This window comes from Pseudoalteromonas sp. OF7H-1, from assembly GCF_022347825.1.
Taxonomy (GTDB): Bacteria; Pseudomonadota; Gammaproteobacteria; order Enterobacterales; family Alteromonadaceae; genus Pseudoalteromonas; species Pseudoalteromonas maricaloris.
This window is the reverse complement of the sequence record NZ_JAKRFX010000015.1, coordinates 62,779-79,499: the sequence shown is the minus strand read 5'-3', so window position 1 is coordinate 79,499 and position 16,721 is coordinate 62,779. Positions and strand designations below refer to the sequence as shown.

Annotated in this window: 12 protein-coding genes; 6 read left to right on the top strand and 6 right to left on the bottom strand. The window is 44.5% G+C overall.

Going from position 1 to position 16,721, the window contains the following annotated elements:
- Positions 1–149 precede the first annotated feature (149 nt).
- The 6 genes from dhbA to MHN30_RS17495 form a co-directional block, all read right to left on the bottom strand.
- On the bottom strand, positions 150–914 hold the full coding sequence (gene dhbA, locus MHN30_RS17520) for a 2,3-dihydro-2,3-dihydroxybenzoate dehydrogenase (protein WP_239360556.1): 765 nt from the start codon (positions 912–914) through the stop codon (positions 150–152).
- Positions 901–2,208 (bottom strand): condensation domain-containing protein, encoded by a 1,308-nt coding sequence (locus tag MHN30_RS17515; protein WP_130163294.1) that lies wholly within the window; start codon positions 2,206–2,208, stop codon positions 901–903. The genes dhbA and MHN30_RS17515 overlap by 14 nt, the downstream gene beginning before the upstream one ends.
- Complete coding sequence (locus MHN30_RS17510) at positions 2,208–3,074, bottom strand: isochorismatase family protein (protein ID WP_239360554.1); 867 nt, start codon at positions 3,072–3,074, stop codon at positions 2,208–2,210. The genes MHN30_RS17515 and MHN30_RS17510 overlap by 1 nt, the downstream gene beginning before the upstream one ends.
- A 9-nt stretch (positions 3,075–3,083) precedes the next feature.
- Positions 3,084–4,700: a (2,3-dihydroxybenzoyl)adenylate synthase gene (locus MHN30_RS17505; RefSeq protein WP_130163296.1), complete on the bottom strand. Its 1,617-nt coding sequence runs from the start codon at positions 4,698–4,700 to the stop codon at positions 3,084–3,086.
- On the bottom strand, positions 4,687–5,901 hold the full coding sequence (locus MHN30_RS17500; protein ID WP_130163297.1) for an isochorismate synthase: 1,215 nt from the start codon (positions 5,899–5,901) through the stop codon (positions 4,687–4,689). The genes MHN30_RS17505 and MHN30_RS17500 overlap by 14 nt, the downstream gene beginning before the upstream one ends.
- Positions 5,902–5,980: 79 nt before the next feature.
- Positions 5,981–6,736, bottom strand: coding sequence for a (2Fe-2S)-binding protein (locus MHN30_RS17495; protein ID WP_130163298.1), 756 nt, complete (start codon positions 6,734–6,736; stop codon positions 5,981–5,983).
- Between the two features lie 99 nt (positions 6,737–6,835).
- Between MHN30_RS17495 and MHN30_RS17490 the strand changes: the two genes are divergently transcribed.
- The 6 genes from MHN30_RS17490 to acnB all read left to right on the top strand — a co-directional run bounded on the left by MHN30_RS17490 (position 6,836) and on the right by acnB (position 16,690).
- Positions 6,836–8,470 carry a cyclic peptide export ABC transporter gene (locus MHN30_RS17490; protein ID WP_130163299.1) on the top strand — a complete coding sequence of 545 codons (1,635 nt, stop codon included), beginning with the start codon at positions 6,836–6,838 and terminating at the stop codon, positions 8,468–8,470.
- A gap of 212 nt (positions 8,471–8,682) precedes the next feature.
- Entirely contained in the window at positions 8,683–9,363 is a 681-nt protein-coding gene (locus MHN30_RS17485) for a DNA-3-methyladenine glycosylase I (RefSeq protein WP_130163300.1), read from the top strand.
- A gap of 16 nt (positions 9,364–9,379) precedes the next feature.
- Positions 9,380–10,801, top strand: a complete 1,422-nt coding sequence (locus MHN30_RS17480; protein ID WP_239360552.1) for a YdiU family protein — start codon at positions 9,380–9,382, stop codon at positions 10,799–10,801.
- Positions 10,802–12,580, top strand: coding sequence for an ABC transporter ATP-binding protein (locus tag MHN30_RS17475; protein ID WP_119230620.1), 1,779 nt, complete (start codon positions 10,802–10,804; stop codon positions 12,578–12,580).
- 151 nt (positions 12,581–12,731) lie between these two features.
- Positions 12,732–13,781: an OmpA family protein gene (locus tag MHN30_RS17470; protein WP_010604320.1), complete on the top strand. Its 1,050-nt coding sequence runs from the start codon at positions 12,732–12,734 to the stop codon at positions 13,779–13,781.
- A gap of 311 nt (positions 13,782–14,092) precedes the next feature.
- A complete protein-coding gene (gene acnB / locus MHN30_RS17465; protein ID WP_010374439.1) occupies positions 14,093–16,690 on the top strand; it encodes a bifunctional aconitate hydratase 2/2-methylisocitrate dehydratase in 2,598 nt (865 codons plus the stop codon).
- The last annotated feature ends 31 nt before the right edge of the window (positions 16,691–16,721 follow it).

The window sequence follows — 16,721 nt, the reverse complement described above, 5'->3', positions numbered from 1 at the left end:
ATCTTCTTATCTAGCCAGAGAGTTTTGGGGATAACTAGGCGAATTTAAGCACCAATAGCTGGCTATTGGAAGTGAATTCAACGCAGTTAGCGCTAAAACTGGCTGCTAGAAAGGCATTAATTATCCACAGCTCAGGTTTATTAGTAAACCTAAAGTGTCGCACCACCATCTATAGTGACCACTTGCATGGTGGTATGTGAGCTTAGGGATGAGGCATAAAATAGCACCGAGTGGGCGATTTCTTCAGGTGTTGCAAGTTTTTGCAGTGGGATCCCAAGTTTATATTGACTCGGGAACCCTTTGATCACTTGCTCTGCACCTGAGCTATCTCGCCACATACCCGTTTGCATTGGCGTTAACGTGGAGCCCGGAGCAATTACATTAGCGCGTATGCCATATTCAGCCAATTCTAACCCTGCTGTAAGGGTTAATTGGGTTGAGGCTGATTTCGAGGCGCAATAGGCTGCCATGTTTTGGCGGGGCGTATGGCTCGCATTGGAGCTAACCGTCACTATGCTGCCACTACGTTGCTGTTTGAAATGAGCTGCACAAGACTTCAGGAAAACAAATACGGCGCCAGCGTTAACGTGCTGACAGTGTTGCCACTGCTCAAGTGATAATGTCTCTAGCGCGCCAAGTTCGAGTACGCCCGCAACATTAATTAAGCTATATGGAGCGAGATCTTGTCGCACTAATGTTGTTAGCGTATGCTCCAATGTTGCGAGGTCTGCTAGATCACAGTGTATGGCTTTAAATAGCGGTTCTGTAGTTGCAAACTGCTTATCGAAACCCACGACACGAGTGCCAAGCCGCGCAAACTGCTTTGCGACACTTAGTCCTATGCCTTGTCCTGCACCAGTCACCCAAACCGTTTTGTTGTGATACTCTTGCTTAAGGCTGTCATCGAAGCACATTGTTCATTTCCTCTATGACGGAGAGATAAGGCAAAGACGGCGCGTTCGACCAGAGATTAGCTGCTTCCTGCATTGCTTCTGCAATAGATACAACCAGCTCAGGAGAATACCTTGCTGGATTGTAATCAATATCAAACTGCACGGGATCATCACCATTTAAATAGATTTGCAGCATAAAGTCGTCCGTCGTTCCAGCACTAAGAATATGGCTGCGACTTTTGACTTCGCCATAGCGTGGGTGGCTAGTAAAGGGCAAAATATTTACTGTCGGGCCGCTAACTTCAATCGCTTTGCCTTGTTGTTTGCGGTCTCGTTTCAAATGCTCAACACGATAGCATTGTAATGGCTTCACGCGTTTTATCTGCCTATTGATGTACTTGGCCACATCTGCCAATCCTCCTGACGTTGGCAAAGTTAGCGGCAGTGGTAACACATTGCTTTGTACGGTGGGGCATGAAAACTCCACTGGATCTTGGCGATTCATCATCACCAATCCTAATGTCACTTTAGGGCTGTTGCATTTAGCCGCTAACACTATGGCAACTACACTTAGCAATATTTCACTGGGGGTGGCTTGAACTAGGTTTGCTGCCGATTGTAACGTTTGCCACTGAGTTCGAGCTAACGCGAAATGGTAGCGTTGGTTTGGTTCAGTAATCGCAGCTTTGCTGCCACTAAAGCTTTGTGCCACCGGGTATTCATCAAGCCATTCGTTAAGAGAGCTTGCAGCCTCAGATAGTTGCTTTTGGTAGCGCTCACTACCATGCAGATCTAGCAGTTGTTGCTGTGAAGCAAAATGGCAATTTGGCAGAGGTTTCCCTGTGTTTAAAGCCTGATAACTGCGACTTAACGCTTGATGAAATAAACCAAAGCCAAAGCCATCAAGGACAATGTGATGGGCAACAATAAAGCAATAATCTTGGCTAGGGGTGCGCACCAATTTAAATCGCATCAAGCAACCAGAGCTTAAGTCAAAAGATTTGGCCAGCTCATGCGCTACTTGTTGTGGCATAAACTCAGCTAGAGAAGCAATATCATGATCAAGATATTCGGTGATCAGCAGAGGTAGCGATTGTCCAACTACTATACTTGGAATAAAATCGTCATTATGGATAAAGTTACTGCGCAGCAAATCACTTTGCCCAAAGACATGGTGGAGTGCGATGGAAAATTGCTCGGCATCTATTTTACCTTGAAACTCCAAGCACTCAGCGACATTAAATAAGTTGCCTTGGCCACTGATCGTGTGTAGTAGCCACATCGCGTGTTGAGAAGCGGTTAATGGCAATGCCATTATTCTGCCATCCGAGATTCAATCAGCTCTACCCAAGCCGCGAGAGTAGGCATTTGTGCTAGCTCAATAAAGTTAGTTTCAATACCTTGTTGTTGCCATAATGAAATCAAGTTCATCACTTGCACTGAATCTAGACCGTAATCAATCAAGCTTTCATGTTCATCAAACTCATCTGGCTCACAGTCGATCAAAGGTAAAATGAATGCTTTAAGTCCCGCGAGCGTAGTCAGGTTAATACTTGCTTCGCCAATCACTTCTGCTGTCGTGATCACTTTTCCTGCACGTTGACCTATGATGTGTAGGGCCATCATATGCTCGTCTTTGGTGAAGTCTGCAATTGCATCAGCGACAACGAAAGGCTGTATGTCACGCATAAATGCATCAATAGCTGTGGTCATCACACCAATATGGCCGTAAATACCGACAATCAAAAGTTGGTCTCGTTGCTGTGCTTTTAGCTGCGCTTCGAAATCGCATTTTTGAAAAGCGCTATATCGCCACTTTGTCAGGACAATATCCTGTTTGGTAGGCGCTAATGCATCAACTATGGGTTGTTGACTCGGATCTTGTAGTCCAGCTCCCCACATATCTAGCAGTAACCCTCGTTCATTGCGACCTTGTTTGATCGGCTGGGCGGTATAATAGACCGGAATATCATGTTGGTAACAATACGCTTTAATTCGCTGAATGTTTTCTATCATGGTTTGTACTAGTGGATTGTCTGTACCATAAAAAGAGACAAAGTAATGTTGCACATCATGGATAAGTAACGCAGTACGTTGCGGGTCAAGTTGCCAATCCACTCGATTTGGCGCAAGTTCAGCTGCGCGAGGTAAAGAATAGTGATTTAATTTAGGTATAGTCATTTTACTTCTCTAAAGTTGAATGGATTTTTGCAATGCTTCAGTTTCGCTACGGAGCTGTTTTTTATCGACTTTACCCACGGGAGTCAGTGGTAAGCTATCTATAAACTTAAACTTATCCGGTACCTTGTAATCTGCAATTCCCTGTTCACGTAGGTATTTGCGAATGGCTAATGGTTTCAGCGGTATACCGATCAGGAAAGCGAAACTTTTTTCTCCCAAGGTTGGGTCAGGCATTGCAACAATGGCGGCTTGTTGAATATTTGGGTGGCTGAGTAATAGGTTTTCAACTTCTTCCGCAGCTATTTTTTCCCCGCCTCGATTGATTTGATCTTTGACGCGACCTGTAACGATTAAATGTCCAGATGGCAGACGTTTTACCAAATCTCCAGAACTATAAAATCCCTGCTCATCAAATGCAGTTTGGTTGTGCTCAGGCGAGCGATAATATCCTCGAATCGTATAGGGTCCTCGTGTCAACAATCGCCCCTCTTCACCATCTGGCACGGGGTTGCCGTATTCATCCACGACTCTGATTTCATCATCTTCACTAATTGGACACCCTTGAGTATTGAGAATGTGCCATAGGTCATCATTGTAACGTGTGTAGTTAACTAGCCCCTCAGCCATGCCAAAAACTTGTTGTAGTTGGCAGCCAAGAACAGGTTTGACTTGTTGTGCTATCGTTAAACTTAATTTAGCGCCACCCACTTGAATGACATCAAGGCTGTCTAGGCGATATTGGCTTTTGGGGGCATGTTGTAACCATAGCTGCAAAGCTGGAGGAACCAATGCAGTGTGTGTTACTTGATATTTTTCAATCAAACTAAAGCAGCTGCTGGGGCTTGGATCTGGGGCTAAGACAACGGTGCCACCCGCAGCAAAAAAACCCAAGGCGCCCGGAGAGCTAAGCGGGAAGTTATGTGGGGCTGGCAGAGCACAAAGATAAACATGTTGCTCCGTCAATTCACAAATGTCTTTACTTGCCACCACGGAATATAAGTAGTCATTGTGAGTTCTTGGGATCAACTTTGGTGTGCCAGTACTTCCACCTGATAGCTGGAAAAATGCTACCTGAGTCGGGTCTAAGTCTGGCACTGAAAATGGTCGTGATTGCAAGTAAGCTTGTTTAAGCTGACTATTACCTTTTGGGTGATCTATCAGTGTTGTCCGTATGCTAGGGTAGTCTTTTTGTAACGATAATATGAATTGCTCATCTCGGTACAATTCATGTGCTGAAGAAACGATTAACACCTTAGGTGCTAGCTGTTCACAGTAACTTCTAATTTCAGTCTGTTTATGGCTGAATAGTGCGCACACAGGGGCTGCGCCAAGCTTGAGAAGTGCGAATAAGCTGATATAGAATTCGACTTGATTAGCCAACTGGATAAGCGCTGTGTCTCCTTGTTGAACCCCTTGCGCTGAGAGATAAGCAGCTAAGTGATTGCTATATTGATCAAGCTGCAAATAAGTTAAGCTCCGATGTTCGTCAATGACAGCTGGCTTGTTTGCATGTTGTATTAATTGATCGCTAATTACACAAGTTAGCGGTAGGTCTTGCCAATAACCCTTTTCGCGGTAGCGCTCGGCTAATTCAGCTGGCCAAGGAGTAAAATCAATTTGCTTCATGGAATGTATTTCTCATTGCGTAATATGCTTGCTTGGTTTCGAGTGCGTTTAGCATGGTATTGAGTTTGGCTTCTGTTTCTAGCCATTCAGAGCGCGGGTCTGATGCAGCAACAATACCTGCTCCCGCAAATAACTTTGCGGTCTTATCGCGTAATTCTGCGCAGCGGATCACCACTACCCATTCGCCATTGCCGTGCTTATCAAACCAGCCAATGATCCCCGAAAACAATCCTCTGCTTTGCTGCTCTAGTTCTGCTATTTTGGGATAAGCATCAGCAGTTGGCTTACCGCAGAGTGCGGGGGTTGGATGTAATTGGTTTGCAATTGCTAAGCTATGGGTTGCTGATTCTTTTAAGACCCCTGAAATGACTGTAGATAAATGCCACATAGTGGCTGTGCTCAATAGCTCAGGTTGAGCTGGAATATGAAGTGCACTGCAAAGAGGCGTCAATACTTGCTGAATGTCTTCAATGACAACGGCATGCTCATATCTATCTTTTTTAGAGGCAAACAATACACTGCGGCGGTGCGCTTCTTCCTTTGGGCAAGTATCCCTTGGAATTGAACCTGCCAGCGGGTTAGTGGTTAATTTCTCAGCTTGCTTGCGCAGTAATAGCTCGGGACTGACACCCATTAAAATTGCGTTGTCAGTTGTAGGGAATGAAAAGTGGTAGCCAGATTGGCTTTGTTGTAGCAAATTCCGCAGTACGGCTTGGGAATTAATTTGCTCTGCAAAGCGCAGTTGAGTCTGCTTACTCAAAACAATTTTATTTAGTAGCCCGGCATCAAATAGCAGTTTGGCTTGAGAAACTGCGTTTTCAAATTGAGCCTGAGGCTGTAAATCGGTAATTTCTAATAGCGAGTTTGGTACGCCTTGGCATGACGCTAACTCAGCGTCAAACCAAGCACTGAATGCCGCTTTTTCCCAACGAGAAACTTGCTCTGGAATAATAATTTGCGCGTGCTCTGTTTTGCAAAATGGCAAAGCGGCAAAGGCGATAGTGTTGTCTGGCTCATTATGCATGTGAGAGTCAATTGCAGCGACTAAATCCTTTGTATCACCAATGGGTAAAGTGACGCGTTTCTTGATCCCTTGACTAACTAAGCAATGCGTACCCGTTGTAAACAGGCAGTTGTTCTGCGGGTTAAATTGCGTGGCTTTTGCATATTGTTCGAGTTGAATAACTTGGCTAAAGTCCATAAGCACACCTTGCTGATATCACAGCAGTGAAAACGAATTAATTGAAATCAAGACGAAGGTAAACAATAAAGATTTAGATTTATATCGAGTTTGTTAAAACAGCCCTGCGCAAAGTTCGCTGTTGTTGATGGGCGTCAAAGTGATGAGGGTGCTTTGGGCAGTCGCGACAAAGCTTGCCATCGCTTGTTTTATGTAACAGGCAGCATGACTCCCTCAGTTGATAGGGACCACGCTCGTCACAGAGTTGCAGCTCTGGGGTATAGAAAGGGTTTACATGTTCCCCGATCTTCACTGCCTGAGACAAAGTGTGATAGTCATCGTTTACCTTAGGGCGTTCGCCGACATAATGAATGATGGTTGGAAAAAACTGCCTCAAACGAAAAGCGCAATTACTCGATAAAACATGCTCAGCAACCCCAAATTGCTGATTTAAAAAGGCATGTAACGGAGCTAAATGCGCGTCAATAAACTCGGCATAGTGCGTAGCTGTATCGTGATACTCCACGGCTCTCCCTTGATTGGGCAGCTGTAGTTGCCAGCTCTCCATGTCGATCACGACTTTATCTAAAGCCAATGGGAGTACACGGCCTAACACACTGTGCGTAAATAAAATTGAGGGCATGATACGCAGTGTGTAGTGCATGTGCCAAACTGAGGCCTGCGCCTTTTTATTTGTCACTCCCTTTGTTGAACTAAAGCGAGAGATCGCGTCACTTAAGGTGGTTATATTTTTGATTTGCTGAGCAAAAGAGGTTTTATCACCAGAAATAAGTGCAACACCTCTAGCATAGTTATCAAGCGGTGGTGGCAGGTAAGGTTTAAGAATTGGCAACATAGTCAAGGTTGTTGAGTTTTTAATATAAGACGCGATCCAAGTGAATTTTTTTAGTTCAAAGTCGTCCTGTAAGGGATTTGATCATCCTTGGGAGAAATCGTGTTAGTTTTTCTGATAAAAAAGACTTGGCAACGCTTTGTGGCCACTGCGCTGAGCAGCGTTGTATTCGGCATTATTAGTGTTTCACTGGTGGCACTTATTAACGAAATCATAAATGCCAAAGGCGAGCGTCAGACTGAGTTCTTTTGGGTTTTTGCGGCGCTGGCAATATCAGGGGTCGTGGTACAGCTAATTTCTAAATTAGTTGCTGAACAGTTGAGTGAGCATAGCCAAGCCGAGTTAAGAAAACTGGTTGCTGATAAAACGATAGAAGCAAAAATTAGTCACATAGAGTTACAGGGAGACGCGAAGATCAAATCTTGCTTAACAGAGCATAGTTTAAAGGTGGCAGGGTTTTTCATGAGTATGCCGGGTATATTGACGAATGCCATGATAGTGCTTGGTGCTTTCGTATATATGGCTTGGTTAGACTGGTTAATATTTCTTTTCGCATTACTGACCTTGGTTTTAGGTTCGGTGAGCTATAGTTTTGCAAACAATGTTGCGTTTAAAAAAATAGCGAACGCTGCAGCGATGCAAGACAGCCTTTTTCAACAGTTTGATGCGATCACTGACGGTATCAAAGAGCTTAAACTGAATCGCAGTAAGCGAGCATTCTTCAAGTTAGAAGTATTGCATCCGGCGATAGATGCTTTAAGAAAAGAACGTATTGAGGGGGTTTCTATTCTGCATATGGCCTCCTCTTGGGGTGGCTTTTTGATTTTTACCTTCATTGGTGGGGCGTTATATTTTTTATCTCAGCAAACTGGTGAAGAGAGTCAGCGCATTATGTCTGGCTTCGCACTGTTATTTCTCTATATGCTAACGCCATTAGAAACCTTACTGGCAAATATACCCAGAGCTTTTGCCGCGCAAGCCTCAGCGAATACCATCAAAACATTAACCGATGAGTTGATGAGTGATGATGGAAATAGTGTGCAAGTTTTCAAACAGTTTAACAGTATCCAATTACACGCACTGTGTCACCGTTACTATCACGAGCAAAGCGACGATATATTTTCACTGAAACCAATAGATCTTGAGTTTAAGCAAGGCGAACTCATTTATCTTGTTGGGGGCAATGGTAGTGGCAAAACAACTTTCGCTAAAGTACTGTGCGGTTTGTATGAAGCAGACGAAGGAGAGATCGTCGTAGATAACCAGTCGATTAGCGGCGCTGGATTAGATGCTTATCGCCAACTTTTTAGTACGGTGTTTGGTGATTACTACTTATTCGATCGTTTGTTAAATGTGCCTTGCGATCAGCTGGAGCGAAAAGGAAATGAGCTAATTCGCAAGCTTAATTTACACCATAAAGTGAGTATTGAATCGGGCCGCTTCACAACACAACGTTTATCACAAGGCCAGCGAAAACGTCTTGCTTTAGTTGTTGCCTACCTTGAGGATAGGCCATTTTATCTCTTTGATGAGTGGGCAGCGGACCAAGACCCGGTCTTTAAAGATGTATTTTATCGAGAGCTTCTGCCTGAATTAAGAAACAAAGGAAAAACGATTTTGGTGATCACGCACGATGATAAATACTTCTCATTGGCTGACAGGTTATTAAAAATGGAAAATGGTTGCCTAACCGAAGTCTCCCAACTCCCTGTAACTCAAACTCCTGCATTAGCCTAATTAGATTTTTTTATACATGAAACATCAACCTAGCCGCAGTCAGTAACGCGGCTAGGCCTAGCCCTTCATTAAGATTTCATCAAAACCTCTCACATAAATGGCTGGCTCAGGTCGCCGTAAGGAAAAACTACCGTTAGTGAACAGGTTGTTATTCCGAGCTTAGGCGAGATAAGTTACTCTGTATACAATACCAAGCAAACTCGGTCATGAGCATGAAAGTATTCGAAAAAATTTATCATAGAGCTGCCGAGCGTAAAGGCTCTGAGGCGGCGCTAAAAGCTAAGCTTAGTCAGCCATTGAGCACCAAATCGCTATTGGCATTAAGTGATGATCAATGGCTAGAAGAATTTACGCGCAAGATATTCCAAAGCGGGTTTTATTGGGCGGTGGTTGATAATAAATGGGACGGCTTTAGAGAAGTGTTTTGGCAATTCTCAATCGAGAAGTTGTTAATGATGTCTCCTGAAATGTACGAGCAACGTAGTCAGGATGAACGGATCATTCGTAATGCTAAAAAGGTAAAAAGTATCGCTGATAATTGCCATATGATTTTTGAAGTGCAACAACAGCATGGCCGCTTTAGTGAATTCGTCGCAAACTGGCCGGAAGACAATATTGTTGGTTTGTGGCTGTACTTGAAAAAGCATGGCTCGAGACTTGGAGGGAATACTGGCCCTTACGCGCTTCGTGTGTTAGGTAAAGATACGTTTTTACTGAGTAAAGATGTCGAAACGGTACTACGTGCCGAGGAGATCATCGATGGTGGCTTGCAAAGTCAGAAGTCACTGCAAGCGGCGCAGCAATTTTTCAATGAAATGCGTCAATATAGCGGGCTTAGCTTACAAGAGTTAAGCCAAATTGTGTCAATGAGTGTTGGTGACAATATTCGCTAAAAATGGAGATGACTGCATGGTATTTTTTCAGCCTTATCAAGGCTCTGCTCTACTCTTTAAGGAGCAACCAGCAAGATTTAATCAGCCCACATTACTATTATCCAATACGCAGTTGCTAGTTAAGCTTGAGCTAGAGAAATACGACACCACTGCGCTTGCTGAGCTGTTAAGTGGTCAGCGCCCTTTAGACAATATTGAGCCTACGAGCTTAGCCTACAGTGGTCATCAGTTTGGGCAATTTAACCCATTACTTGGTGATGGCCGAGCGCATTTGATTGGTGGGGTGAAACTTGATGACGGACGTCAATACGACCTGCACTTGAAAGGCTCTGGAGCGACGCGATTTTCTCGAGGCGGTGATGGTTTTTGTGCGCTAGGGCCTGCGGTACGTGAGTTCATCATGAGCCAAGCTATGGTTGGCTTGGGTGTTCCAACTACCGAATGCCTTGGTGTTGTAACTACTGGACACCATGTTTATCGTCAAGGTGAAGTACCTGGCGCGGTTGTATGTCGTGTGGCAAAAAGTCATATCCGCATCGGTACCTTACAATATCTGGCTACTCAGCAAAATAAAGATGAGCTATGGAGCCTACTTAACTTGCTGGGCGAGCAATTATTTGAGGGGTTTACAGTTGAGACCGAACAGGATGTGCTCGAATTGTTCCGTGAAGTGTGTGAGCAGTTGGTTGACTTAGTTGTCGAGTGGATGCGGGTTGGCTTTATTCATGGCGTGATGAATACCGACAATATTTTGCTCAGTGGCGAAACGATAGACTTCGGCCCTTGTGCAATGATGGAAAAGTTTGATTTTAACGCCGTGTTCAGCTCTATTGACCGCCAAGGCCGCTATGCGTTTGGTAATCAGCCAAACATCATGAATTGGAACTGTGCTCGACTTGCCGAGGCCTTATTGGTGTTATGGCAAGATGAGCAAGCAGGAATTGAAGCATTTAGTCAAATTTTGGCGGAGTTTTCTGAATCGTTTAATCGCAAGTATAAAGATATGTGGGCGGCTAAGCTTGGTATTGATGAATGGAGCGACGCAGACGACATTCTCCTTAGTGACTTACTCAAGTTGATGACGGAGCATGAACTAGACTTTACCAATACCTTTGCGGCACTCACCAATAGCTTGCTTGGTCATCCAAACAAAGCTTTATCCGTGCCAACGGAGTTGGAGAGCTGGCAGCGACAATGGGTGCAAAAGCGTGCTGCCGATGACGTTGCGGCTAACTTGATGAGTCAAGCTAACCCGATACTTATCCCACGTAATGCGTTGGTGGAGGCTGAGATTGCACTATTTAATCGCCAAGGCATGAGTCAAACGCTAGAGGATTGGCTAACTGCGTTGACGTCGCCCTACGATTACAAAGACTATCCTGAATCGTGGACCAGCGCGTCTACACCGGCCCACTATCAAACTTTTTGTGGAACCTAAATGGCAGAACAGCAGCTTTCTTGGCAAGAAATTAAACGTAAAGTCCTTGAGCACAAACGGCCGCTTATTAAGGCGCATATCATCGCCTTGTTTGCCGCGTTGGTGAGTGTCCCTATCCCTTTGATGATGCCGTTGCTGGTCGATGAAGTCTTACTAGACACACCTGGCAGAGCAGTGGCTTGGATGAACTCAGTATTGCCCGAGCAATGGCATGGCCCCAGTGGCTATATTGTGGTTATTTTGTTGGCTGTAATAACCATGCGCTTGGCCAGTTTAGTGTTAGGGGTGATGCAGTCACGCCAGTTTACTATTATTGGCAAGGACATTAGTTATCAAATCCGTGAGCGCTTACTTACGCATTTACCTAAAGTTCAACTGAAGGAGTACGAAAGCCAAGGTGGTGCAGCAATTAGCTCTCGCTGTATTACCGATGTAGAAACCTTGGATAAATTTATCAGCCAAACCTTGTCACGCTTTTTAATCGGTTTACTCACAATCATTGGCACAGCGGCGATTTTGCTTTGGATTGATTGGATGTTGGGGCTGGTGATCCTGTTGCTAAATCCGGCGGTCATTTATTTTTCTCGGCAGTTTGGCAAACATGTTAAAGAGCTGAAAAAGGAAGAGAATGCTGCATTTGAGGCACTGCAAACTTCACTAGTCGAGACGCTAGATGCTATTTCTCAGCTAAAAGCCGTTCGTCGAGAGGGTAACTACTTTGCACAAGTTAAAGTAGCCGCCAAAGATCTCAAACATTACGCGGTGCAGTCACAATGGAAAACGGATGCGGTTAACCGCTTAAGTTTTACCGTGTTTTTGGTGGGGTTTGAGTTTTTCCGTGCTGTCGCTATGTTTATGGTGGTGTTTTCTGATTTAACGGTCGGCCAGATATTTGCGGTATTTGGTTACCTTTGGTTCATGATGGGGCCTGTGCAGGAAATTCTTGGTATTCAATATGCGTACTATGGTGCCTCGGCAGCGCTTAGCAGGTTAAATCAGGTTTTTAATTTTGCGACGGAAGCACAATATCCCGCTACGAAAACCGTCTTTGATTCATCTCAGGTTGATATCAAATTTGCCAATATAGACTTCGCTTACGTTGCAGAGCAACCCGTGCTCAAACAGGTATCTTTGCATATTCCAGCAGGGAAGAAGGTAGCGTTAGTAGCGGTGTCTGGGGGTGGTAAATCTACTTTGGTGCAATTGCTTTTGGGATTGTATGAAAAACAAAGTGGCGAGATCCACATAAATGACACGCCAGTAGAGCAAATTGGTTACGAAGCAGTGCGAGATAATATTGTGACCGTGCTGCAGCAGCCGATACTCTTTAATACCAGCATCCGTGAAAATCTAGCAATGGGACGAGAGGTATCTGACCAAATACTGTGGCAGGCACTCCGCGTTGCAGAGCTAGCTGACACCGTACTTGCTCTGGCCGATAAGTTAGATGCGCAAGTTGGTCGCAACGGGATTAAATTGTCCGGAGGACAGAAGCAAAGGTTAGCTATTGCAAGAATGGTTGTTGCCGACCCTAAAGTGGTGGTGCTGGATGAAGCAACCTCAGCACTTGATATTGAGACTGAGGCAAAAATTCATCGCAATTTGCAAGCGTTTTTGGCTGACAGAACGACTTTGATTATTGCACATCGACTGAGCGCAATAAAACAAGCCGACTTAATTTATGTTTTAGATGATGGTGAAGTGTCCCAATACGGAGAACATAAGGATTTGTTAAAGGAACAAGGTCTGTATCAAATCCTATTTGGCCATCAAAATTAATTCATAAATAGCAAAAATTCCTTATGTAACGTTAAGTAAACATTAATGGACGAGCTAATATTATCTATGCAACGTAATCAGTAGACGCATTTTCTGGTAGACTATCCGAGTCAATACTCAATGCGTTAACTAACAGAGATGGGAAGGAATGATGAAAATTAAAACTTTGAGCTTACTAGTTGCGATGGCAGTAACAGCCAATGCAAATGCAAACACCACTGAACCTACAGAAGGTGTATATCTGGGTGTATTCGGTGATTACTATGATGCTGACTGGCAAAATCACCGCGATATGGCTGGCTTAGACGTAGAAGAGTCTACTGGTTGGGGTGCTGAAATCGGCTACCGTTTTGATAAATATTGGAGTGGTCGTCTTGAGTATGCAGACATGGATTTTGATCTTGGTGGGATCAGCAATGGTTCACTAGACGCAGAGCGTTATGGTATCGATGGTTTATATCACTTTGATGGTGGCCCATTCTATGGTCTAGTGGGTATCAAAAAGATGAATCTGGACGTCATTTCAGATAACACTTTTGCTAACGTAGGTGCTGGTGTTCGTCACTATTTCACCGACCACTTATTCGTGAATGCAGAAGCGGCAGTTTACCAAGGCCTTGAAGCTGGTTTTACAGATGTAGGTGGTAAAATTGGTCTTAACTACTCATTCGGTAGCGCTGGTAAATCGGAAGAAGTTGCACCTGCTCCGGCACCTGTAGTTGCAGAAGCACCACAAGACAGTGATAAAGACGGTGTAGTGGACAGCGAAGATAAATGTGCTAACACACCAATGACGGATGCTGTTGATGCGTCAGGTTGTACTCTATATGAAACGAATGAAGACAAAGTAAACCTACTTGTTCGTTTCCCGCATGACGATGCTTCTTTCTCACAACAATATGTTGATGATATCAACGCGGTTGCTAAGTTCTTGAAAGAACATAAAAATGCAGATGTAGTGATTGAAGGTCACGCGTCAGCTGTGGGTGATGCGGATTACAACCAAAAGCTTTCTGAGCGCCGCGCGAAAAACGTTGCTGAAAAACTTGTAGATATGGGTATTGATTCAATGCGTATTACTACGGTTGGTTACGGTGAAGAGCGTTTGAAAAACCCAGCTAATACGCTTGAAGCGCATGCTGAAAACCGTCGCGTAGAAGCGCACGTTTCTTCTAAAGAGAAAGTAAAAGTTAAGCGTTAATTTTTTACTTAACTTATGCAAAAAGGCTCCTTCAGGAGCCTTTTTTGATCCCACCAAGCATAGCTTTTCGCAAAATTAAAATGATTCTCGTTTGACTAATATTCATCAAAATATACTTGTTTCGGTATGCTTATTCATTGTATTTATAGTGACTATAAGGCGAGGTATCGCATGCAAGATTTTCATCTATACTCAAAGACCTTATAATTGTTCATTATATTTTATGGTCAAGGGAATGGTTCAGCCGATTGCATCAATAATCGCAGCCAGATCATTTACTTGTCTGTCCACGTCACCAAGAGGGCAATATTGTGCTTCAAGAATATCGTAAACACGTAGAAGAGCGTGCCGCGCAAGGTATCGTGCCTAAGCCGTTAGACGCGCAGCAAACTGCTGACCTTATCGAATTACTAAAAACTCCACCAGCAGGTGAAGAAGAGTTCATCGTTGATCTATTTATCAACCGTGTACCGCCTGGTGTAGATGATGCCGCATACGTAAAAGCAGGCTTTTTGGCTGCAGTAGCGAAAGGCGAAGCGGAATCACCGCTCATTTCAAGAGAGTATGCAGCTGAACTACTTGGCACTATGCTTGGTGGTTACAACATCGCGCCTATGATAGACCTTCTAGACGATGCTGCTATCGCGCCAATCGTTGCTAAAGGTTTGTCTCACACGCTACTGATGTTTGACGCATTCTACGATGTAGAAGAAAAAGCAAAAGCAGGCAATGAGTTTGCTAAGCAAGTAATTGAGTCATGGGCAAATGCAGAATGGTTCCTTGAGAAGCCAGCCGTTGCAGACAAGATTTCAGTGACTGTATTTAAAGTAACTGGCGAAACAAATACAGACGACTTGTCTCCTGCACCAGATGCTTGGTCTCGTCCTGATATCCCATTACACGCGTTGGCTATGCTTAAAAACGAGCGTGATGGTATCAACCCTGATAAGCCAGGTGAAGTAGGTCCAATTGCACAACTTGAAGCGCTTAATGGTAAAGGTTTACCGCTAGCGTACGTAGGTGACGTTGTTGGTACGGGTTCATCTCGTAAATCTGCAACTAACTCTGTACTTTGGTTCATGGGTGATGACATTCCATTCGTACCAAACAAGCGCGTTGGTGGTGTGTGTCTAGGTGGCAAGATTGCGCCTATCTTCTTCAACACTATGGAAGATTCTGGTGCACTACCAATTGAGCTTCCGGTTGACGAACTAAACATGGGCGACCAAATCGACATCTTCCCTTACGAAGGTGTGGTTAAGCGTCACGGTACTGACGAAGTTATCTCAACGTTCTCACTGAAATCAGACGTAATTCTTGATGAAGTGCGTGCAGGCGGCCGTATTCCTCTGATCATCGGTCGTGGTCTTACGGACAAAGCTCGTACATCTCTTGGTCTTGAAGCTGAAGATATCTTCCGTAAGCCTAAGTTAGTGGCTGATTCTGGTAAGGGCTTTACGCTTGCACAGAAGATGGTTGGTAAAGCATGTAACATGACAGGCGTACGCCCAGGTCAATACTGTGAGCCAACAATGACAACGGTAGGTTCGCAGGATACTACGGGTCCAATGACGCGTGATGAGCTTAAAGACCTTGCTTGTCTTGGCTTCTCTGCTGATCTTACGATGCAGTCATTCTGTCATACCTCAGCTTATCCTAAGCCTATCGATGTAAACACACACCACACACTTCCTGATTTCATCATGAACCGTGGCGGTGTATCGCTACGCCCTGGTGACGGTGTTATCCACTCATGGCTAAACCGTATGCTACTGCCTGATACGGTAGGTACAGGTGGTGACTCGCATACTCGTTTCCCTCTAGGTATTTCATTCCCAGCAGGTTCAGGTGCGGTAGCATTCGCAGCTGCAACGGGTGTAATGCCGTTGGATATGCCTGAGTCAATCCTTGTTCGTTTTAAAGGTGAAATGCAGCCGGGTATCACATTACGTGATCTAGTACACGCTATCCCTTACTATGCAATCCAGCAAGGTCTATTGACGGTTGAGAAAAAAGGTAAGATCAACGAATTCTCTGGTCGTATCCTTGAAATCGAAGGTGTTGAGCACCTAACGGTTGAGCAAGCGTTCGAACTATCTGACGCATCTGCAGAGCGTAGTGCGGCAGGTTGTACCGTTAAGCTTTCACAAGCGTCCATCGAAGAGTACCTAAACTCTAATATCGTGATGCTTAAGTGGATGATCTCTGAAGGCTATGGTGATGTACGTACTATTGAGCGTCGTATCACTAAGATGGAAGAGTGGCTAGCAAACCCTGAGCTAATGACTGCTGACGCGGATGCAGAATACGCGCACACCATTGAGATTGATCTTGCTGATATCAAAGAGCCAATCCTTTGTGCACCGAATGACCCTGATGACGCACGTCTACTTTCAGCGGTAACAGGTGAAAAGATCGATGAAGTATTCATTGGTTCTTGTATGACTAACATCGGTCACTTCCGTGCAGCGGGTAAACTACTGGATAACTTCGGTGGTCGTCTACCAACGCAACTATGGGTTGCTCCACCAACGAAGATGGACCGCGATCAGTTAACCGACGAAGGTTACTACGGTATTTACGGTCGTGTAGGTGCACGTATCGAAACTCCAGGATGTTCACTATGTATGGGTAACCAGGCACGTGTTGCTGATAAAGCAACGGTTGTTTCTACCTCGACTCGTAACTTCCCTAACCGTTTAGGTACAGGTGCAAACGTATTCCTTGCATCAGCAGAGCTTGCAGCGGTAGCTGCTATTCTTGGTAAACTACCAACACCTGCTGAATATCAAGAGTATGCAGAGAAGATCAATGCAACGGCTGCGGACACTTACCGTTACTTGAACTTCCATAAGATGCCTCAGTACACTAAAAAGGCAGACTCAGTGATCATTCAACAAGCGGTTTAATTACTCGCTCTAGAATACATTGAAAGAAAAA